A 21950-nucleotide genomic window follows, 5' to 3' on the forward strand; every position below is an offset into this window, starting at 1 on the left:
GACCATGACCTGCGACAGAGGTTGCGTGTGAGTGCGCTTATTCCTAAAGCGGCAGGCTGACCCGGAACGTCGCGCCGTCGCCCAGGGCGCTGTCCACTTCGATGCGCCCGCCGTGGGCCGCCACGATCTGCTCGGAAATGAACAGGCCCAGGCCCAGGCCCGCTACCACGTTGCTGCCCGACACCCGCTCGAATTGCTGAAAGATGCGCAGCTGGTTTTCCTTGCTGATACCGATGCCATGGTCCCGCACTTCCACGCGCGCCCAGCCGTTGTGCCCGTACACCGTGACCTCCACCGGCCCCTTGCCACCATAGCGCAAGGCATTGGAGATCAGGTTGCTGACCACTTGCTCGATGCGGAACTCGTCCCAGATGCCCAGCACCGGCTCATCCGCACGCAGGCTGATGGTGCAGTCGGCGGCAGCCACCTGAGGCGCAAAACTGTCGACCAGATTGCGCACCAGTTGCGCCAGGTCGAACTGGGCAGGACGAATGGACAGCTTGCCGGTGCGGATGCGCGATACATCCAGCATGTCCTCGATCAAGCGGATCAGGCTCTTGATCTGCCGCTCGTCGCGTTCGACCATGGCGCGCATCTTGTCGAGGGTGAAGGCATCGGCGTTATCGCGCGCCAGGTGCAGTTTGCGCAATTGCGTTTCCAGGATCAGCCCATTGAGCGGGGTGCGCACTTCGTGGGAAACGATCGACATGAAGTCGTCACGCATGCGCACGGCATGCTCCAGTTCGCTCTGGGTCACTTGCAGGCGCTTGAGCAGCACCTCTTGTTCCTGACGCGAGCGCTCCAGCGCATCGAGCTGTTCCTTGAGGGTCTTGCGCTGGCGGTACAGGTCGACGAACACGCTGACCTTGCTCTTCACCGCCTGCATGTCCAGCGGCTTGTGGAGGAAATCCACGGCGCCGCTTTCGTAGCCCTTGAAGGCATAGTTGAGTTCGCGCCCGGCGGCGCTGACGAACACGATCGGAATGTTCTTGGTCTTCTCGGTGCTGCGCATGAGCTCGGCCAGCTCGAAGCCGTTCATGCCCGGCATCTGCACATCGAGAATGGCCATGGCGAATTCGTGCTGCAACAGCAGCGACAAAGCTTCGTCGGCCGAGAGTGCCTTGTGCACCTCACGGCCGGGGCTGGCGATCAACGCCTCCAGGGCCAGCAGGTTCTCCGGCAAGTCATCGACGATCAACAGTTTTGCTTGGACGTTGCTTAGCATGTGCTTCGTTCCAGCTCGGCAAGCAGACAGCCAATGCCGTGGAGTGAAAGAATGTGATCAGGCGCCTGCAGGCGGATGGCCGCCTGCGGCATGACCGCGACCCGCGCCTCGGCGGGGTCCTGGACGATGGTCAAGCCACCTTTGTGTTTGATGCTGGCCAGACCTCGCGCGCCGTCTTCGTTGGCCCCCGTCAACAATACCCCGATCAACCCGCTGCCATAGGCATCGGCGGCCGAATCGAAGAGAAAGTCTATGGCTGGACGCGAATAGTGCACCCGCTCCTCCTGGCTCAACGACAGGCTGAAATCGCGCTCGACCGACAGGTGATAACTGGGGCCGGCAAAGTAGAACATACCGGGTTCGATAGGCTCCTTGTCACGCGCCTGGCGCACCGGCCGGTTCAAACGCCTTTCGAACACTTCCGCCAACTGGCTGTGACGCTCGTCCGGCAGGTGCAGCACGGTCAGCACCGGCAGCTTGAAATCCATCGGCAACTGCCCGTACACCCCCAGCAGTGCCTCGACGCCACCGGCCGATGCGCCCACCACCACCGCTTGGAAACGACTCATGACTTGCGATAGATCCGTTCAGGGCGCGTCAGGGTTTCGAAGCGCGAACTGTAGGCCGAGAAATCCAGGGTTTCCTTGCTGCCGAGCATGAGAAAGCCGCGATGGCTCAGGGATTCGTGGAACAGCCCGAAGGCGCGGTCCTGCAGGCCTTTGTTGAAATAGATGAGCACATTGCGGCAGGACACCAACTGGGTCTCGGAGAACACGCTGTCGGTGGCCAGGCTGTGGTCGGCGAAGGTCACGTTCTCGCGCAGGCTGCTGTCGAAGATGGCGTTACCGTAGGCCGCGGTGTAGTAGTCGGCGAACGAGCGGGTGCCACCGGCGCGCTGGTAGCTCTGGGTATAGGCGCGCACGCTCTCCATGGAGTAGATGCCTTGCTTGGCCTTTTCCAGGGAGGTCGGGTTGATATCGGTGGCATAGATGATGGTGCGGTCGAGCAGACCTTCCTCGCGCAGCAGAATGGCCATGGAGTAGACCTCTTCGCCGGTGCTGCACCCGGCGATCCAGACCTTGAGCGATGGGTAGGTCTTGAGCAGCGGCACCACCTCACGGCGCAGCGCCAGGAAGTGCTCGGGGTCACGGAACATCTCGCTTACCGGAATCGTCAGGTACTGCAGCAGCTCCATGAACGCCGTAGGCTCGTGCAGCACCCGAGCCTGCAGCGACGAGACGCTGCTGCACTCCATCTGGCGTAGCGCGTGCAGGATGCGACGCTTCACCGACGCGCCCGAGTAATCGCGGAAATCGTAGCTGTAGGTGAGGTAGATCGCCTCGATCAGCAAACGGATCTCGATATCGATATTGCGCTCGGCAGCCGGCTGGGAGGGCTTGCCGGCCAGGGAATCACTCACTACATGCGCTCCAGTTGCGGCAACCACACGCGGATCAGCGAGAACAGACGATCCAGGTCGATGGGCTTGGCCAGGTAGTCGTTGGAACCGGCCTGCAGGCAGCGTTCCTGATCGTCTTTCATGGCCTTGGCGGTGACCGCGATGATCGGCAGCTTGCGCCAGCGCGGGTCCTTGCGGATCTCGCGGGTGGCCTCGTAGCCATCCATCTCGGGCATCATCACATCCATCAACACCAGATCGATGTCCTCGACCTGATTCAACTTGTCGATTGCCTCTCGGCCGTTACGGCCTACTTCAACGATGGCGCCCTTGTGTTCCAGGGCACTGGTCAGGGCAAAGATATTGCGCACGTCGTCGTCCACCACGAGGATCTTGCGGCCCTCGAAGACCTTGTCGCGACTGCGGGCGGTTTTCAACATCTTTTGCCGCTCATGGGACAACTGCGATTCGACTTTGTGCAGGAACAGCGTCACTTCGTCGAGCAGCCGCTCGGGCGAGCGCGCGCCCTTGATGATGATCGAACGGGAGTACTTGAGCAGCTCGGCTTCTTCGTCGCGGGTGAGGTTGCGCCCGGTGTAGACGATGACCGGCGGGAACGCACGGATCTCCTCGTTGGACATGCGCTTGAGCAGGTCGCCGCCGAGCATGTCGGGCAGCTTGAGGTCGATGATCATGCAGTCGTAGACGTTGTCGCGCAGCAGGTCGAGTGCCTCCTGGGCAAAGCCCACGGCAGTGATCTCGATGTCGTCGTCGCCGATCAGCAGGGAAATGCTCTCGCGCTGCAGGTCATCGTCTTCCACCAGCAGAATGCGCTTGAGCTTTTGCGTCAGCTTGGCTTCCAGGCGGCCGAAGACTTCCTTGAGTTCGTCGCGGGTGGTCGGCTTGACCGCATAGCCGATCGCGCCCATGTGCATGGCCGCCTCGACCCGGTCCTCGACCGAAATCACGTGCACGGGAATGTGCCGCGTGGTGGCCAGTTCCTTGAGGCGCTGCAGCACGGTCAGGCCCGAATGATCGGGCAGGCGCATGTCGAGCAGGATCGCATCGGGCACGAAGGTCGCCGCCAGGTCGAAGCCCTCATCGGCGGCGTGGGCCACCAGACAGTGGTAGTCCAGCTCATGCGCCAGGTCGTAGAGGATACGCGCGAAGTTCGGCTCATCCTCGACCACCAGTATGCAGCGCTTGGTGAACGGGCCTTTATCGCGGTCGTCGGCAAAGCGCGCCACGGTCAGCGGCGCTTCGAGCACGGCCGGGGTGTTGGATACCGGCTGCGCAGCGATCACCATGGGCTGCGGCGCATGCCGCGGTGCCTCGATGATTTCTTCGTAGCGTTGCGGCAATACCAAAGTAAAGGTGCTGCCCTTGCCCAGTTCGCTGCTGACGGTGATGTAGCCGCCGAGCATGTTGGCTAGGTCGCGGGAAATCGACAGGCCCAGGCCGGTGCCGCCGTAGCGGCGGTTGGTGGTGCCGTCCGCCTGGCGGAAGGCCTCGAAGATGGCCTGCTGCTGGTCGACTGCGATACCGATGCCGGTGTCGCGAATCTGGAAGGCGATGCCTTGGTTGGCATGGCCAGACACCAACAGCTCGACACTGCCCTGCTCGGTGAACTTCAGCGCGTTGGCCAACAGGTTCTTGAGAATCTGCTCAACTCGCTGGCGATCGGTGTACAACATCGCCGGTGCGTCGGGAAGAATCTGCACCGACAGTTCCAGGTGCTTCTGCCCGGCCAGCGGCTCGAAGGTCATGCGCAGGCCGTCGACCAGACGCGGCACGCTGCTGTTCTCCGGTCGCAGGTCGAGCTTGCCTGCCTCGACCTTGGAGATGTCGAGGATGTCGTTGATCAGGTTGAGCAGATCGTTGCCCGCGGAGTAGATCGACTCGGCGAATTTGACCTGATCGGCAGTGAGGTTTTCCTGGGGATTTTCCGCCAGCAGCTTGGCCAGGATCAACGAGCTGTTGAGTGGCGTGCGCAACTCATGGGACATGTTGGCGAGGAATTCGGACTTGTAGCGGCTCGAACGCTGCAGCTCGTCGGCACGCTCTTCGAGCTGTACCTGGGCCTGATTGAGCTCCAGGTTCTTGCGATCCAGCGCATCGCGCTGCTGGCCCAGTGCATCGGTGCGTTCGGCCAACTGCTCGTTGGTCTGCTCCAGTTCCGCCTGCTGGGTTTCCAGGTAAGCCTGGGACTCCTTGAGCACCCGCGACTGTTCTTCGAGCTCTTCGTTGGCGGTTTTCAGCTCTTCCTGCTGCACCTGCAGTTCTTCGTTGAGCTGCTGGGTTTCGGCGAGCACTTCCTGCAGGCGCTGACGGTAGCGGGCCGCTTCGATGGCTGTGCCGATGTTGTCGGCCAGCAGCTCGACGATTTCCAAGTCGCGGTCGGTCAAGGGGCGCAGGAAGCCCAGCTCGACCACGGCGTTGATCTGGTCGTTGTCGCTGGTCGGGATGACCAGCACGCTGCGGGCTGCGCCCTCGCCCAGGCCTGAGCTCAAGCGCAGGTAATCGGCCGGCACGTCGTCCAGGCGGATGACCCGGTTGCGCTGCACGGCCTGGCCGGCAATACCCTCGCCATTGATCAGCAACTGGTCCGTCACCTCACGCTCGCGGGAGAACCCGTACGAGGCGATACGGCGCAGGTTGCCGTGCTCTTCGCGGATGTACACCGCAGCGACCACCGAACCCAGGTACTGAGCGAAGAACTGCAGCATGTTGCGGCCCAGCATCTGCAGGGTCTGCTGGCCCAGCAACTGCTCGGCCAGCTGAGTCTGGCCGGTGCGCAGCCAGGCCTGGTCCTGCAGGCGCTTGGCACCCTTTTGCAGGGCAGCCAGGTTGCCGCCATAGGAGGTCGACAGTTCGGTCATGTCGCGTCGGCCGAAATACGCCAGCAAGGCGCTGACCACCAGAACGAACAGTACATAAAGGCTGACCGATGCCCAGATGGTGCGCGACACGTTTTCGCTGCGCTCGACCCGCAGTTGCTGCTCCATGGCAATGAAGCCTTCGTATTCCTTGCGGATTGCGTCGGTCAGGCGCTTGCCGCGGCCGGTCTGGACCACGCTGGAATAGTCGCCGGTGGCGCGCTTGAGCGAAATCAGCTCCTCGCCGTAGGAGAGCCAGTCCTTCTGCAGCGCCATGATTCGGGTCAGGCGATCGACCTGGCGCGGGTTGTCGGCCACTAACGCCTGCAAGGCTGGCAACTCGGCGGCCAGGCGCGGCTTGGCCAGTTCATAGGGGTCCAGGTAGCCCTCGGCACCCGAGAGCAGGTACCCCCGCATCCCGGTTTCCATGTCGATCGACAGCTTGGTCGCTTCGTTGGCGTTGTTGATGACCCGGTCGGTGTGCTCGACCCAGTCGATCACCGACAGCAGGTAAACGATGATCGCAATGAACACGGCCACGCTGAGCACGCCCACGCCCAGCGGCAAGCCAACGTTGCGACTGAGCAGGCGACGGAAGCTCTGCTCGTCGATCGAAGAGGGTTTGTTCATGTCCTTGGGCCCGGATCCTGTATTCGAGGTCGGGGATTTTGCCGCAATTCAGTCAATTTGTTAGGTTTTTTCCTCATGCTTCGTAAGAATTTTCACATCTAAACGTGGGAATGGTCTCGTTTAATGCCTCCACAAGCATGGCCTGACCCCGACCCATGCTTTATGATTGGCGCCCTGCTTCCCGGGTGCTCGTTGTCCTCGGGGCGTAACGTTATCTGCGACATGACGGCTCGGCGCCGTCTGCGCCCCTTGCCGACCAGGATCCGAACGATGTCCGATACCGCCAAAACCATTCTTGTCGTCGAAGACGATGCGATCGTCCGCATGCTGATCGTGGACGTGCTGGAGGAATTCGAGTTCAAGGTACTGGAAGCCGAGGACGGTCCTCAGGCGCTGACCTTCCTCAACGATTCGGCCAAGACCATCGACCTGATGATGACCGACATGGGCCTGCCCGGCATGGACGGCAAGGAGTTGGCCGTCGAGGCGCGCGCCTTGCGTCCCGAACTGCCGGTGCTGTTCGCCAGCGGCTACGCCGAAGCGCTGGACGTTCCGGCGGGCATGGCCATGATCGGCAAGCCGTTCTCCATCGACCAGTTGCGCGACAAGGTCAAGAGCATGCTGGCGGCCTGAAGCCGCGCCTGCCGCTACACCCCGACGCGTAATCATGGCCTAATGCGCGCCCGGTTTTTGCCCCCGAGTCTGCCCCATGTCTTTTCAGCGCGTCCTGGTCATTGGCTATGTCTGGCCCGAGCCCACCTCTTCCGCGGCCGGCGGGCACATGATGCAGTTGCTGCAGTGCTTCACGACCCAGGGCTGGCACGTGACCTTCGCCAGCCCCGCCAGGGTCGGCGAGCACAAGGCCGACCTCGCAGCACTGGGCATCGCCGAACGAGCCATCGAGCTCAATGACGACAGTTTCGACCGCTTCGTGGCTGAGTTGCAGCCGGACATGGTCCTGTTCGATCGCTTCATGATGGAAGAGCAATTCGGTTGGCGGGTAGAGCAGCACTGCCCGCAGGCCGTGCGTGTGCTGGAAACCTGCGACCTGCAGAGCCTGCGCGACGCGCGTCAGGGTTTGCTCAAGCAGCGCCTGCACGCAAGTGACGACGAAAACGACTTCTCGGCATTGTTCGCCGAAGCACCGGACACGCTCTACGCGCACATGAGCGACGCCGATATCACCCAGCGTGAAGTGGCAGCCATCTTTCGTTGCGACTTGAGCTTGATGATCTCGCCGTTCGAGACGCAACTGCTGACCGAACGCTTCGGCGTGCCAGCCAGCCTGCTGCATGATTGTCCACTGATGGTCGAGCCGCCAGCCACCGCAGCACTGACCTTCGAGCAGAGAGCCCACTTCGTCTGCATCGGCAATTTTCGCCACGCGCCCAACTGGGACGCCGTGCTGTGGCTCAAGCAGCAGGTCTGGCCACGCATTCGCAAGCAGTTGCCGCGCGCGCAATTGCACGTGCACGGCGCCTACACACCGCCCAAGGCCACGGCCCTGCACAACCCTGCACAAGGTTTCCTGGTCAAGGGTTGGGCAGTGGATGCGTTGCAGGTGGTGGGTCAGGCACGGGTGGCGCTGGCGCCACTGCGTTTCGGCGCGGGCATCAAGGGCAAGTTGCTCGATGCCATGCTCTGCGGTACGCCCAGCGTCACCACCCCGACGGGCGCCGAAGGCATGCGTACCGGCGAGCGCTGGCCGGGCCGGATAGGCCGCAGCGCAGACGAGCTGGCGCAGGCGGCGGTCGAGCTGTACGAAAACGCGGATCAATGGCAAGCCGCCCATGAACAGTGCCATGAGCATCTGGGCGCCCAGTATGCGACCGAGCCACACGCTCAGGCCCTGATCCTGCGTCTCCAACAGTTGAGCCAGAGCCTAGCGCAGCATCGCCGGGCAAACTTCACCGGCAGCATGCTCCGGCATCATCTGCACAAGAGCACGAAATACTTCTCGCAATGGATCCAATCCAAGAACCAATCGGTCTAAGCGGCCGCTGGCACTTTGTGGTCCGCGAACTAATCTCTGGTGTCCAAGGTAGTTCCTATTGCCCATTCAGGACGAACGACGATGGCGCCTATCGACAGTACCAAAGTGTACGATTCCGAGCTGATGCGCGCATTGCGTGGCAAGCACGAAGAGCTGCGGCCCGCGCTGAAGAAAGTCTCCGCCTTCCTGCAAGCCAACCCCTACCGCAGCGCAACGCTCAACATAGAAGAACTGGCCGGCGCCACCGGCACCTCCACCGCCGCCGTCAACCGCCTGGCCAATGCGATCGGTCTCAACGGTTTCACCGGCCTGCGCTTTGCCCTGATGGAAAACCTGCTGGCCGTGGTGTCTGCGGCCGACGTCATCGAAGGCCGGCTCAAGCAGGCACCGGAGACGGGGTTCGATCTGGAACAGCAGATCAGCCTCAGCAAGCACCATCTGGACAACGTCACCCGCATGAATGACAACCAGACCTTCGAGGAGATGGCCCTGCGCCTGGCCCGCTCGCAGAATGTGTTCGTGGTCGGTTTCGGCAACAGCTTTCACATCGCCGCCATGGCAGCCGCGGGGCTCAGCCCGTTCTGCGCCGGCGCGCACTGCGTGACCCTGGACGGCGGTCTTGAAGGGTCGGCCTATCGACTGTCCGGCATCACCCGCAACGACACCCTGCTGGCCATCGCCCTGCCCGCCTACACCCGCGACACCATTCGCCTGGCCGAATACGCCAAGTCCAGCGAAGCCTGTGTGCTGAGTGTGACCGACTGCCCGGCATCGCCGCTGGTGCAGGTGTCGACCCTGAGCCTGTTCATCCCACCTCACCACCCCGTGCTGCCCAATTCAAAGGTCGGGTTGATGGCCGCCATGGAAGCGCTGCTGGCTCAAGTACAGCTGCTCAAACCGGCGGCGAACGAGGGCCAGCCATCGCTTCCCGACTGGGAGCCGGACCGCGGCAGCCTGCCCCCCTCCTTGCCGGGCCTGCCGCGCTCGAACACGCCGCGCAAGAACGACGACGCCCGCTGAGCGAGGGCCGCTTCAACGCCGGGCTTCTCGACTCCGGACGTTTCAGCCTTGGACGCACAGGCCCGTCCACCGCTATGCTTGGGTGCGCATTTCCGATCGGCACAACTCCAAAAGCAGCCACGGCATGACTCGAGCAACGCGAATAACCGACCCTTCCTACGAGTTGATGGACGACCACGACGGTCGCTCGATCATCTATCGCCAGCACGGTTTCCCATGCCCGCTGGTGCGCTGGCATTTCCACAAGGAATACGAACTGCACCTGCTGGTCGCCACCTCCGGCAAAGTGTTCGTCGGCGACTACATCGGCAACTTCAATCCGGGCAGCCTGTTTCTCACCGGGCCCAATCTGCCGCACAACTGGATCAGCCAGCTGCAGAACGACGAGTCGGTGAGCAAGCGCGACATGCTGGTCAATTTCACCGACGAGCTGTTCGACCATGGCCACCAGGTATTCAGCGAACTCAAAAGTCTTGCGCCGCTGCTCGAACGAGCCCGTTACGGCATCGAGTTCCGCTGTGCCCGGACCATCGCCCAGGCCGGTGCCTCGATGCAGCGCATCGCCGACAGCCAGGGTATCAGCCGCCTCGGACACTTCCTGATACTCATGGAATCGCTGGCGGCCTGCGAGGACTACCAGTTGCTCTCGGGCACCGCCGCGGCCCAGGACGCCGACGAGCACGCGGTGGAGCGCACCAACCGCGCAGTCGACTACATTTTTACCCACTATGCGCGCGAGCTGTCTCTGGAAGAAGTCGCCGCCTACCTGGGCATGAAACCGACCTATTTTTCCCGGGTGTTCAAACAGGCCACCGGCCGCTGTTTCGTCGAGTTCGTCAATCGCCTGCGCATCAGCAAGTCCTGCGAGCTGCTGGCTGACGGCGATCGGCCGGTGACGGACGTGTGCTTCGAGTCCGGCTTCAACAATATTTCCAACTTCAACCGCCGCTTCCAGCAGCTCAAGGGCATGACGCCGTCGCACTATCGTCGCCTGGCCGTGCAGCGGTCGAGCTCCTGAAACCTGTACGAAACCTCACAACGACGCTGCGCACGCCTCTGGCGCGTCGCTGCGCCAGCCGGCTCAGTGCAAATAAGTATCAGCGTGGGTGTACTCAGGGATTTGTCAGAATGCCTGCGGGGGTCTGTAATCACAGGCAGTGCTTCACCTCTACGAAGACACAAGAATAATAACCAAGGCCGCCCCCCCGCGTGCCGAAGAGGAATGCGAGATGACCATAGACTACAAACGCCTGCTCGTTGCCAGCGGTCTGTGTGGCGCACTGGCCGTCAGTGGCTACAGCCATGCCGACACCACCCTGACCATCGCCACCGTCAACAACAGCGACATGATTCGCATGCAGCGCCTGGCCAAGACTTTCGAGTCCGAGCATCCCGACATCAAGCTCAATTGGGTGGTGCTGGAAGAAAACGTGCTGCGCCAGCGCCTGACCACCGATATCGCTACCCAGGGCGGCCAGTTCGACGTGTTGACCATCGGCATGTACGAAGCCTCGCTGTGGGGCGCCAAGGGTTGGCTGTCACCGATGAAGGACCTGCCCGCCAGCTACGACATAGACGATGTCTTCCCTTCGGTGCGCGATGGCCTATCGGTCAAGGGCCAGCTGTACGCCCTGCCGTTCTACGCTGAAAGCTCGATGACCTACTACCGCACCGACCTGTTCAAGGCGGCCGGCCTCCAGATGCCGGAAAAACCCACCTGGACCCAGATCGCCGAATTCGCCGGAAAGCTCACCGACAAGAGCAAGGACCAATACGGCCTGTGCCTGCGCGGCAAGGCCGGCTGGGGCGAGAACATGGCGTTGATCACTACCGTGGCCAACAGCTTCGGCGGCAGCTGGTTCGATAGCCAGTGGAAGCCACAGTTCGACAGCGAAGCCTGGAAGAAAGCGCTGAACTTCTACGTCGACAACATGAAGAAGTCCGGCCCTCCAGGCGCTTCTAGCAATGGCTTCAACGAGAACCTGGCGCTGTTCAATAGTGGCAAGTGCGCCATCTGGGTCGACGCCAGCGTCGCCGGCTCGTTCACCATGGACAAGACGCAAAGCAAGGTCGCCGACAGTGTCGGCTTCACCTTCGCCCCTCATGAAACCACCGACAAGGGCTCGGCCTGGCTGTACTCCTGGGCCCTGGCCATCCCCGCCAGCTCGAAGAACCAGCAGGCCGCGCAGCAGTTTTCGGCCTGGGCAACTTCCAAGGAATACGCAGCGCTGGTCGCCAAGACCGACGGCGTGGCCAATGTCCCACCTGGCACGCGCAAGTCGACCTACACCGACGAGTACCTGAAGGCGGCGCCGTTCGCCCACATCACGCTGGAATCGCTGAAGGTCGCCGATCCCAAGCAGACCGACGCCAAGCCCTACGTTGGCATCCAACTGGTGACCATTCCCGAGTTCCAGGCCATCGGTACTGAAGTCGGCAAGGCATTCGCTGCCGCGCTGACCGGGCAGACCACCGCGGACCAGGCGTTGGTGGTTGCGCAGACGGCGACCGAGCGCGCCATGAAGCGCGCCGGCTACCCCAAGCAGTAACACGTCCGCCCTGCTGCCCGCCGACCGTGGCGGGCAGCCCTGCTCACCAGGTGCGCACTCATGAATACTACGACTGCCAAGCCCCAGCCCGACGCCGCTGAGGTGACGGGCAAGCGCCGCTTGTCCAACCCCGGCTGGTTTCTGGTCACGCCGTCGGTGGCCTTGCTGCTGCTATGGATGATCGTGCCACTGGGCATGACCGTCTACTTCTCGCTGATCCGCTACAACCTGCTGTACCCCGGCGAGAACGAATTCGTCGGGCTGGAGAATTTCAGCTTCTTCCTTACCGACGCCGGCTTCATGCCGGGCGCCACCAATACCTTGCTGCTGGTCGGCAGCGTGCTGTTGATCAGCGTGGTCTTCGGCGTACTGATCGCAGCCCTGCTGGAAGCCAGCGAGTTTCTGGGCCGAGGTATCGTGCGAGTGATGCTCATCTCGCCGTTCTTCATCATGCCCACGGTTGGCGCGCTGATCTTCAAGAACCTGATTTTCCATCCGGTGTCGGGGATCCTCGCTGCGGTGTGGAAATTCTTCGGTGCCGAACCGGTCGACTGGCTCGCCCATTACCCGCTGTTCTCGATCATCGTCATCGTCAGTTGGCAATGGCTGCCGTTCGCCATCCTGCTGCTGATGACCGCCATGCAGTCGCTGGACCAGGAACAGAAAGAGGCCGCACGGCTTGACGGCGCCGGCGCCCTGGCGATCTTCTGGCACCTGACGCTGCCGCATCTGGCGCGGCCCATCGCCGTGGTGGTGATGATCGAAACGATCTTCCTGCTCTCGGTGTTCGCGGAAATCTTCACCACTACCAACGGTGGTCCGGGTTTCGCCTCCACCAACCTTGCCTACCTGATCTACAACCAGGCGCTGGTGCAGTTCGACGTGGGCATGGCCTCCGCTGGTGGCTTGATCGCCGTGGTCATCGCCAACATCGCCGCCATCATCCTGGTGCGGATGATCGGCAAAAACCTCACCGACAAGAATTGAGGGCCTGCACCATGACACTTCAACAATCGCGTCGCCTGCAAAGCCTGGTCCTGGGCTGCCTGGCCTGGGCCGTGGCGATCCTGGTGTTCTTCCCGATCTTCTGGATGGTGCTGACCAGCTTCAAGACCGAGATCGACGCCTTCGCCACACCGCCGCAGTTCATCTTCACGCCAACCCTGGAAAACTACCTGCACATTCAGGAGCGCAGCGACTACCTGCACTTCGCCTGGAACTCGGTGCTGATTTCCTTCAGTGCCACCGCCCTGTGCATGTTGATTGCAGTGCCGGCCGCCTACTCGATGGCGTTCTATGAAACCAAGCGCACCAAGCAGACCTTGCTGTGGATGCTCTCCACCAAGATGCTGCCACCGGTGGGTGTGCTGATGCCCATCTACCTGCTGGCCAAGGGTGCCGGCCTGCTGGATTCACGCATTGCCCTGATCGTCATCTACACCCTGATCAACCTGCCGATCGTGGTCTGGATGGTGTACACCTACTTCAAGGACATCCCCCGGGAAATCCTCGAAGCGGCACGCCTGGACGGTGCCACGCTGGGCCAGGAAATGCTTCGGGTGCTGTTGCCGATCAGCAAGGGTGGCCTGGCCTCGACGGTGTTGCTGTCGTTGATCCTGTGCTGGAACGAAGCCTTCTGGTCGTTGAACCTGACCAGCTCCGGCGCCGCGCCGTTGACCGCCCTGATCGCCTCGTACTCAAGCCCGGAAGGCTTGTTCTGGGCCAAGCTGTCAGCCGTTTCGACCCTGGCCTGCGCGCCGATCCTGATCTTCGGCTGGATCAGCCAGAAGCAGCTGGTGCGCGGCCTGTCCTTCGGGGCAGTCAAGTGACCGGTGGCGATTTCACGGACGCCTTCGCGGCCGCTGACCGCTCCTACGGGTTCTGCACGACCCTTGTAGGAGCGGCCAGTGGCCGCGAAGAGGCCAGCATCGCCAACAACGTACTCATATCAGGAACCATCCCATGGCCACTCTGAAAATAAAAAACCTGAAAAAGGGCTTCGAAGGTCTGCAGATCATCAAGGGCATCGACCTGGAAGTGCACGACCGCGAATTCGTGGTGTTCGTCGGCCCGTCAGGCTGCGGCAAGTCGACGCTGCTGCGTTTGATCGCCGGGCTCGAGGAAGTCAGCAGTGGCACCATCGAGCTGGACGGTCGCGACATCACCGAAGTGACCCCGGCCAAGCGCGACCTGGCCATGGTGTTCCAGACCTACGCCCTGTATCCGCACATGACGGTGCGCAAGAACCTGTCGTTCGCACTGGACCTGGCCGGCAAGCCCAAAGCGGAAGTCGAGAGCAAGGTAGCGGAAGCTGCGCGCATTCTCGAACTGGGCGCCCTGCTCGACCGCAAGCCCAAGCAGTTGTCGGGCGGCCAGCGCCAGCGCGTGGCGATCGGGCGCGCCATCGTCCGTCACCCCAAGATCTTCCTGTTCGACGAGCCACTGTCCAACCTCGACGCAGCCCTGCGCGTGCAGACCCGCCTGGAACTCTCGCGCCTGCACAAGGAACTGCAGGCCACCATGATCTACGTCACCCATGACCAGGTCGAAGCCATGACCCTGGCCGACAAGGTAGTGGTGCTCAACGGCGGCCGCGTCGAACAGGTAGGGGCGCCTCTGGAGCTGTACCATCATCCGGCCAACCTGTTCGTCGCCGGTTTTCTCGGGACGCCGAAGATGGGTTTCCTCAAAGGCACGCTCAGCCGGGTCGATGGCCAGGGCTGCGAAGTTGCCCTCGACGCCGGTACTCGGATCTACCTGCCCCGCGTCAGCCAGACGCTGAAAGTCGGCGATGCGGTGACCCTGGGCATCCGCCCCGAGCACCTCGACCTGGCGCAGCCGGGGCAATGCCAGCTGGCGGTGACCGCCGATGTCAGCGAGCGACTGGGCAGCGATACCTTCTGCCACGTCGTCACCGACTCGCAGGAACCGCTGACCCTGCGAATCCGCGGCGATCTGCGCAGCCAGTACGGCGAACGCCTGAACCTGCTGCTGGACGCCGAGTACTGCCACCTTTTCGATGCCCAGGGCATTGCCGTGGCCAAACCGCTGCAGGCCGCTGCCTGATACAGGACCGAACATGAAACTCAATCGACAGAATCTGCATCAGCTCGCCGAGCACATCCAGTTGCCCGCCTACGACCCGACGACGCTCGCGCATGGCATCGTCCACATCGGCGTCGGTGGGTTCCACCGCGCGCACCAGGCGTTCTACACCGATGCCCTGATGAACCAGGGCGAAGCCCGGCAGTGGGCTATCTGCGGCGCCGGCTTGCGCAGTGAAGACCGCAAGGTCCGCGACGCCCTGGCCGAGCAGGATTTCTACTACACCCTGGTGGAACTGGGCGACACGCCGGACACCGAAGTGCGAGTGATCGGCGCGATCACCGACATGCTCCTGGCCGAAGAGAGCGCCGAGGCCCTGATCGTCAAGCTGGCCGAGCCCGCGGTGCGCATCGTTTCACTGACCATCACCGAAGGGGGCTATTGCATCGACGACAGCAACGGCGAGTTCATGGCTCACTTGCCGCAGATCCAGCACGACCTGGCTCACCCGCTGACGCCCACCACCGTCTTCGGCTTTCTCTGCGCGGCCTTGCAACGACGGCGCGACGCCGGCATCGACGCCTTCACCGTGATGTCCTGTGACAACCTGCCCCATAACGGCGCAGTCGCGCGCAAGGCGTTGCTGGCGTTCGCGGGGCTGCAGGACCCGACGCTGCACGACTGGATCGCCAGCCATGTGCAGTTCCCCAATGCCATGGTCGACCGCATCACGCCGATGACCAGCGAGGCCCATCGCGCCCAACTGCGCGAACGGCATGGCGTAGAGGACAGCTGGCCGGTTGTCTGCGAGCCGTTCGTGCAATGGGTGGTAGAGGACAAGTTCGGCGCGGGCCGGCCCGCCTGGGAAAAGGTCGGCGTGCAGTTCACCGACGATGTCACGCCCTATGAAGAGATGAAGATCAAACTGCTCAACGGCAGCCACCTGGCCCTGACCTACCTGGGCTTCCTGAAAGGTTACCGCTTCGTTCACGAGACCATGAACGATCCGCTGTTCGTGCGCTACATCCGCGCCTACATGGACCTCGACGTCACGCCACAACTGGCTTCCGTGCCTGGCATCGACCTGGAAGGCTACAAGGACACGCTGATCGAGCGCTTCTCCAACCAGGCCATCGCCGACCAGTTGGAACGCGTGTGTTCGGACGGCTCCTCGAAGTTTCCCAAGTTCACCGTGCCGACCATCAACCGCCTGATCGCCGATCGGCAGGGCACCGAGCGCGCGGCGCTGGTGGTAGCGGCCTGGGCGCTTTATCTGGGCGGCGTCGACGAGAACGGCACGCACTACACCATTCCAGATCCACGCGCCGAGTTCTGCCAGACGCTGGTCGCCGACGAGGCGTTGCTCACGCAACGGCTGCTGGGGGTCGAGGAAATCTTCGGCACGCAGATCCCACGCTCGGCGGAGTTCGTCGCGGCCTTCGAACGCAATCTCCACAGCCTGCGTACCCAGGGTGTGCATGCCACCTTGAAGCAGCTGCTGGACGGCGAGGAGTAAGCGGCCATGTTTCTCGGGATCGACTGCGGCACCCAAGGCACCAAGGCGCTGATCCTTGACGCTGACAGCGGTCAGGTACTGGGCCAGGGCTCGGCCGCTCATCATATGATCAGCGGCGAAAACGGACGGCGCGAGCAGCTCACCAGTGACTGGCTGACTGCGTTCGAACAGGCCACCGCGCAGGCGCTGGCCCAGGCCGGTATCGATGGCCAGCAGATTCTGGGCGTCGGTGTGTCCGGCCAGCAGCATGGCCTGGTGTTGCTGGACGCAGACGGGCAACCGCTGCGCCCGGCCAAGCTCTGGTGCGACACCGAGAGCACGCCGCAGAACGAGCGCCTGCTGGCCGAACTGGGTGGTGAACAGGGCTCGCTCGACCGCCTGGGGCTGGTCATTGCGCCGGGGTATACCGTGTCGAAGCTGCTCTGGACCCGCGAGCATCATCCGCAGATATTCGAGCGCATCGCCCACGTGCTGTTGCCCCACGACTACCTGAACTTCTGGCTGACCGGGCTGGCGCGCGCCGAATACGGTGACGCTTCGGGCACCGGTTACTTCAACGTGCGCGAGCGCCAGTGGGACTTTGCCCTGCTGCGCCAGATCGACCCCAGCGGGCGGCTGGAAGCGGCAGTGCCGCCGCTGATCGAGTCGCATCAGCCAGTGGGCACGATTCGTCCGGGAATTGCCGCACGCCTGGGTATCAATCCGTTGGCTGTGGTCGCCAGCGGCGGCGGCGACAACATGATGGGCGCCATCGGCACCGATAACACCCACCCTGGAGTCATCACCATGAGCCTGGGGTCTTCCGGCACGGTGTACGCCTGCAGCGACCAGCCTACCGTGCTGGACGAACCGGCGGTGGCGACGTTCTGTTCGTCGTCGGGAGGGTGGTTGCCGCTGATCTGCACCATGAACCTGACCAATGTGACTACGGCCGTGCGCGAGTTGCTGCAGTTGGACATCCGCGGTTTCAACAAGGCCGTGGCGCAGGCACCGATTGGCGCCGCAGGTATCGTGATGCTGCCGTTCCTCAATGGCGAACGGGTACCCGCGCTGCCTCACGCCACCGGCTCGGTGCTGGGGCTAACCAGTGACAACCTGAGCGCGGCAAACCTGTGCCGCGCGGCGGTGGAAGGCACCACCTTCGGCCTGCGCTATGGCCTGGACCTGCTGCGCGCAGGCGGCCTGCAAACCCGCGTGATACGGCTGATCGGGGGCGGCTCGAAGAGCCCGGTGTGGCGGCAGATAGTAGCGGACATCATGGACGCCCCGGTGGTCTGCACCGAGCAGCCGGAGGCCGCGGCATTGGGCGCGGCAATCCAGGCGGCATGGTGCGCCGGCCAGGATCCACAAGGCTTGGCCCCGTTATGCGAACGCTGCGTGCGCCTGGATGAAACCAGTCGCACCCAACCCATCCCCGCCAACGTCTCGGCCTATCACGGCGCCTACCAGCGTTACCGCCAGCATATCCCTGCGTAGCCCCGGTGCCACGCCCCCTCTGTAGGAGCGGTCAGCGGCCGCGAAGAAAGCACCGCGGTGTGCGGGGCGGAAGGTTAGAGGTCCGGCTGGATGATTTCGACCCAGTAACCGTCAGGGTCCTTGATGAAGGCGATGCTCTTCATGCGGCCATCGGTCAAACGCTTCTGGAAGTCCACACCCAGCGTTTCGAAACGCTCGCAGGCCGCGTGGATATCCGGCACCGATACACAGATATGACCGAAACCGCGTGGGTCGCTGTTGCCATCGTGGTAGGCAAAGTCCGCATCGTTCTCGGTGCCATGGTTATGGGTCAACTCGAGCACCCCGGGCATCGACTTCATCCAGGTGGTGCGCGCCTTGTCATCCGCAGGAATCGTCGACTTGTCCACCAGTGCCAGGAAATACAGGCTGAACTGGGCCTCGGCAAAATCCCGCTTCTCCACCAGGCTGAAACCCAATACCCGGGTATAGAAGTCCAGCGACCGCTCGATGTTCTTGACCCGCAACATGGTGTGGTTGAAGACGAACTGGGATGTGGCGGCTTCAGGTTGCGCGGTTACACCGGGCACACTGTTCAAATGATCGAGGCTCATGAAAGCTCCCTTGAATGAATGGGCAGTAGCTGCGAGTCATGATACGGAACGCAATGGACGATGCCAAACGCGACGACGCTTTGAATGCGCGACAATGAGACGCGGAGAATGTAACGCGGAAGATAATCTTGAAATTCAGGCAATAAGAAGCCCGCCGAAGCGGGCATTTGGGGCGCTGTTCCATCAGCGGATTTCATAATGGAACAGTGGCTGTGAAAAGGATGTGAAAACCTGAGCACTCACTCAGCGTTTTTCATCGAATTCACTCAGCGAAGCAACCAGCCGTCTACGGTGCTGACGCCATGCTCCTGTTTCCAGGCTTTGAGGCCGTGGTGATTGCCACCCTTGGTTTCGATGCGCTCGCCGGTGTGCGGGTTCTCGTACACCTTGACCACCCGTGCCCGCCGTTGCTGCTTGGGCGCAGGGGCTGGCGCCCTGGCGGAGGCAGTTTGCGGATCGAGAATGGCGACGATGTCGCGCAGGCCCTTTTCATAGGTTTTCATCAAACCCAGGAGCTTTTTCTCGAACTCGATTTCTTTCTTCAACCCCGCGTCGTTCTTCATTGTTTCGAGCTGGGCGAGTTGTTCTTGCAATGCCTTTTCGGCGGCACGGTATTCAGCGAGTCTTGACAATGTCTCTACTCCGGACAGAACCTGATGGCGCCCTGCCCTTTTTCGAGCCGGGCTCTCTTGCAGATGCCACGCTTGCTTGCACACGATAGTGCAACTTCGCAGAAACGTAAATGACGCAACAGTGGGGACGGCAACTTCTTTAGTTACTTGAAGTTTGTCTGGAAGATTGGGCGCGCAGCAGAAGTTGAAGCAGAGGGTTTGATATTGTCAAAAGCGACGCGGCTTGCGCCGCTGCTACAGGTGTTACCCCGTAACAGCGGCGCAAGCCGCGTCAGTCAAGCGCCCCTCCTGTAGCAGCGGCGCAAGCCACGTCAGCCCAGCGCTACCCTGTAGCAGCGGCGCAAGCCGCGTCAGTCAAGCGTTACCCCGCAGCAGCGCCGCAAGCCGCGTCGGTCAAGCGCTACCCTGTAGCAGCGGCGCAAGCCGCGTCAGTCCAGCGCCCCTCCTGTAGCAGCGGCGCAAGCCGCGTCAGTTGCCCGATCAGGCAGGCGCAGAAGTGCGGATCAGGTGATCGAAAGCTGCCAGCGAAGCCTTGGCGCCCTCGCCGACCGCGATCACGATCTGCTTGAACGGCACGGTGGTCACGTCACCGGCAGCGAAGATACCCGGCAGATCGGTCTCGCCGCGTGCATCGACCATGATCTCGCCGCGGTTCGACAGCTCGATGGTGCCTTTGAGCCAGTCGGTGTTGGGCAGCAGGCCGATCTGCACGAAGATACCTTCCAGAGCGATTTCGTGATGCTCGCTGCTCTGCCGATCCTTGTAGCGCAGGCCGTTGACACGCTGGCCGTCACCGGTCACTTCGGTGGTCAGGGCACTGGTGATCACCTTGACGTTGGGCAGGCTGTGCAGCTTGCGCTGCAGCACGGCGTCGGCACGCAGCTGGGTGTCGAACTCGATCAGCGTGACATGGGCAACGATACCCGCCAGGTCGATAGCGGCTTCCACACCAGAGTTGCCACCACCGATCACCGCCACGCGCTTGCCCTTGAACAGCGGACCGTCGCAGTGCGGGCAGTAGGCCACGCCGCGGTTGCGGTACTCCTGCTCACCCGGCACGTTCATTTCACGCCAGCGCGCACCGGTCGCCAGAATCAGCGTCTTGGCTTTGAGTGACGCACCGCTGGCAAAGATCACTTCATGGGGCGCACCGTCCTTGCCAGGGATCAGTTTCTCGGCACGCTGCAGGTTCATGATGTCCACTTCGTACTGCTTGACGTGCTCTTCAAGCGCCACGGCCAATTTCGGGCCTTCGGTTTCCTGCACGGAAATGAAGTTCTCGATGGCCATGGTGTCCAGCACCTGGCCGCCGAAACGTTCGGCGGCAACACCGGTACGGATGCCTTTGCGAGCAGCGTAGATGGCAGCTGCCGCACCGGCAGGCCCGCCGCCGATCACCAGCATGTCGAACGCCTGCTTGGCGTTGAGTTTTTCCGCCTGGCGATCAGTGGCGCTGGTGTCGATCTTCGCCAGAATCTCTTCGAGGCCCATGCGGCCCTGACCGAAGTTCTTGCCGTTGAGGTAGACGCTCGGCACGGCCATGACCTGCCGCTCTTCCACTTCAGCCTGGAACAACGCGCCGTCGATGGCCACGTGACGAATGTTGGGGTTGAGCACCGCCATCAGGTTCAGCGCCTGGACCACGTCCGGGCAGTTCTGGCATGACAGGGAAAAATAGCTTTCGAACAGAAACTCGCCTTTCAACGCAGCGATCTGTTCGATGACCTCGGCGCTGGCCTTGGAAGGGTGGCCGCCAACCTGCAGCAACGCCAGTACCAGCGAGGTGAATTCGTGACCCATGGGGATACCGGCGAAACGCAGGCCGATGTCCGCGCCGGGACGGTTGATGGAAAACGATGGCTTGCGTGCATCGTTGCCATTGTCGAGCAGCGTGATCTTGTCCGACAGCGCGTCGATGTCGCGCAGCAGACCGAGCAATTCCTCGGATTTCGCGCCGTCATCAAGGGACGCGACGATCTCGATCGGTTGGGTGACCCGTTCCAGATAGGCTTTCAACTGGGCTTTAAGATTGGCGTCCAACATGAGGGCGATTTCCGTTTTGAATGTTTCGAAGACGACAGTTGCCCGCCGGGGTAATCGACCCCGAGTGAGCGATGATGCTTTTGGAGAAGTTGACAACCGAAGGAGCGGTCGCTGGGTGCGAATCAGGCGATACGTTCGGACAAGCAAAACGCGGCGGATTTTCGCGGCCGATGACCGCTCCTACAGGGGTGATGCAGTCCTGCGGGGAGTGACCCGCAGGAGACAGCCTGGGAAGCTGCTTAGATCTTGCCAACCAGGTCCAGCGACGGAGCCAGGGTGGCCTCGCCTTCTTTCCACTTGGCTGGGCAGACTTCGCCTGGGTGAGCGGCGACGTACTGGGCCGCTTTGACCTTGCGCAGCAGTTCGGATGCATCACGGCCTACACCGCCGTCGTTCAGCTCGACGATCTTGATCTGGCCTTCCGGGTTGATCACGAAAGTGCCACGGTCAGCGATGCCGTCGGCCTCGATCAGCACGTCGAAGTTCTTCGAAATGGTGTGAGTCGGGTCACCGATCAGTGGGTACTGGATCTTGCCGATGGTGTCCGAAGTGTCGTGCCAGGCTTTGTGGGTGAAGTGGGTGTCGGTCGACACACCATAGATTTCCACGCCCAGTTGCTTGAAAGCTTCGTAGTTGTCGGCCAGGTCGCCCAGTTCGGTTGGGCAAACGAAGGTGAAGTCGGCTGGGTAGAAGAATACGACAGACCACTTGCCTTTCAGATCGGCGTCGCTGACCGGCACGAAAGCGCCATTGTGGTAAGCGGTAGCGTTGAATGGCTTGACTTGGCTGTTGATGATCGGCATCGGTGACTCTCCTTCAGGGGGTTGAAATCGTGTTTGAATTCGATAGGCAGCATCCTAGACACATGCTCGACCGATAGCTCATTGGCAAACTGGATGCTGTCGATTGGTTTTGCCTATCGAAGCTACCCATAATAAAGAAGAAATGTGAAC

General features: G+C 62.1%; 18 protein-coding genes. 10 read left to right on the plus strand and 8 right to left on the minus strand.

The genetic code is table 11. The features are described 5' to 3' along the window. Positions 1-43: 43 nt before the first annotated feature. Genes IFT76_RS01320 through IFT76_RS01335 form a run of 4 tightly spaced genes read right to left on the minus strand, consistent with a single transcriptional unit; the run spans position 44 to position 6130 of the window. Positions 44-1225 carry a hybrid sensor histidine kinase/response regulator gene (locus tag IFT76_RS01320; protein ID WP_122476919.1) on the minus strand — a complete coding sequence of 394 codons (1182 nt, stop codon included), beginning with the start codon at positions 1223-1225 and terminating at the stop codon, positions 44-46. Continuing rightward, complete coding sequence (locus IFT76_RS01325) at positions 1219-1794, minus strand: chemotaxis protein CheB (protein ID WP_192056247.1); 576 nt, start codon at positions 1792-1794, stop codon at positions 1219-1221. The genes IFT76_RS01320 and IFT76_RS01325 overlap by 7 nt, the downstream gene beginning before the upstream one ends. Then, a complete protein-coding gene (locus IFT76_RS01330; protein ID WP_240998718.1) occupies positions 1791-2645 on the minus strand; it encodes a CheR family methyltransferase in 855 nt (284 codons plus the stop codon). The genes IFT76_RS01325 and IFT76_RS01330 overlap by 4 nt, the downstream gene beginning before the upstream one ends. Further along, on the minus strand, positions 2645-6130 hold the full coding sequence (locus IFT76_RS01335; RefSeq protein ID WP_192057174.1) for a response regulator: 3486 nt from the start codon (positions 6128-6130) through the stop codon (positions 2645-2647). The genes IFT76_RS01330 and IFT76_RS01335 overlap by 1 nt, the downstream gene beginning before the upstream one ends. A gap of 270 nt (positions 6131-6400) precedes the next feature. On the opposite strand from IFT76_RS01335, the gene IFT76_RS01340 reads away from it, so the two are divergent. From IFT76_RS01340 to xylB, 10 genes are all read left to right on the plus strand, one after another. Beyond that, a complete protein-coding gene (locus IFT76_RS01340; protein ID WP_122476914.1) occupies positions 6401-6763 on the plus strand; it encodes a response regulator in 363 nt (120 codons plus the stop codon). A 76-nt stretch (positions 6764-6839) separates the two neighbouring features. Then, entirely contained in the window at positions 6840-8123 is a 1284-nt protein-coding gene (locus IFT76_RS01345; RefSeq protein ID WP_122476913.1) for a glycosyltransferase, read from the plus strand. A gap of 81 nt (positions 8124-8204) precedes the next feature. Further along, the gene (locus IFT76_RS01350; RefSeq protein WP_192057175.1) at positions 8205-9143 is read left to right on the plus strand and encodes a MurR/RpiR family transcriptional regulator; all 939 of its coding nucleotides are present in this window, start codon (positions 8205-8207) and stop codon (positions 9141-9143) included. Positions 9144-9267: 124 nt separating this feature from the next. Then, positions 9268-10161: an AraC family transcriptional regulator gene (locus tag IFT76_RS01355; protein WP_122476909.1), complete on the plus strand. Its 894-nt coding sequence runs from the start codon at positions 9268-9270 to the stop codon at positions 10159-10161. 211 nt (positions 10162-10372) lie between these two features. Further along, a complete protein-coding gene (locus tag IFT76_RS01360; protein WP_192057176.1) occupies positions 10373-11692 on the plus strand; it encodes an ABC transporter substrate-binding protein in 1320 nt (439 codons plus the stop codon). Positions 11693-11752: 60 nt separating this feature from the next. Beyond that, positions 11753-12679 carry a carbohydrate ABC transporter permease gene (locus IFT76_RS01365; RefSeq protein ID WP_122476905.1) on the plus strand — a complete coding sequence of 309 codons (927 nt, stop codon included), beginning with the start codon at positions 11753-11755 and terminating at the stop codon, positions 12677-12679. An 11-nt stretch (positions 12680-12690) separates the two neighbouring features. After that, positions 12691-13521, plus strand: a complete 831-nt coding sequence (locus tag IFT76_RS01370; protein ID WP_122715221.1) for a carbohydrate ABC transporter permease — start codon at positions 12691-12693, stop codon at positions 13519-13521. 133 nt (positions 13522-13654) lie between these two features. Next, complete coding sequence (locus IFT76_RS01375) at positions 13655-14758, plus strand: ABC transporter ATP-binding protein (RefSeq protein WP_122476901.1); 1104 nt, start codon at positions 13655-13657, stop codon at positions 14756-14758. 13 nt (positions 14759-14771) lie between these two features. After that, complete coding sequence (locus tag IFT76_RS01380; RefSeq protein WP_192057177.1) at positions 14772-16253, plus strand: mannitol dehydrogenase family protein; 1482 nt, start codon at positions 14772-14774, stop codon at positions 16251-16253. 6 nt (positions 16254-16259) lie between these two features. Beyond that, on the plus strand, positions 16260-17729 hold the full coding sequence (gene xylB, locus IFT76_RS01385; RefSeq protein ID WP_192057178.1) for a xylulokinase: 1470 nt from the start codon (positions 16260-16262) through the stop codon (positions 17727-17729). Positions 17730-17803: 74 nt separating this feature from the next. Here xylB and gloA read toward each other — a convergent pair whose 3' ends face one another. From gloA to ahpC, 4 genes are all read right to left on the minus strand, one after another. Then, positions 17804-18322: a lactoylglutathione lyase gene (gene gloA, locus IFT76_RS01390; RefSeq protein WP_122476895.1), complete on the minus strand. Its 519-nt coding sequence runs from the start codon at positions 18320-18322 to the stop codon at positions 17804-17806. Positions 18323-18588: 266 nt separating this feature from the next. Then, positions 18589-18954, minus strand: a complete 366-nt coding sequence (locus IFT76_RS01395) for a histone-like nucleoid-structuring protein, MvaT/MvaU family (RefSeq protein WP_122476894.1) — start codon at positions 18952-18954, stop codon at positions 18589-18591. A gap of 480 nt (positions 18955-19434) precedes the next feature. After that, positions 19435-20997, minus strand: a complete 1563-nt coding sequence (ahpF, locus tag IFT76_RS01400) for an alkyl hydroperoxide reductase subunit F (RefSeq protein ID WP_122476892.1) — start codon at positions 20995-20997, stop codon at positions 19435-19437. 239 nt (positions 20998-21236) lie between these two features. Further along, on the minus strand, positions 21237-21800 hold the full coding sequence (gene ahpC, locus IFT76_RS01405) for an alkyl hydroperoxide reductase subunit C (RefSeq protein ID WP_122476891.1): 564 nt from the start codon (positions 21798-21800) through the stop codon (positions 21237-21239). Positions 21801-21950: the final 150 nt, after the last annotated feature.

This window comes from Pseudomonas sp. CFBP 13727 (assembly GCF_014841915.1).
Lineage (GTDB): Bacteria > Pseudomonadota > Gammaproteobacteria > Pseudomonadales > Pseudomonadaceae > Aquipseudomonas > Aquipseudomonas baltica.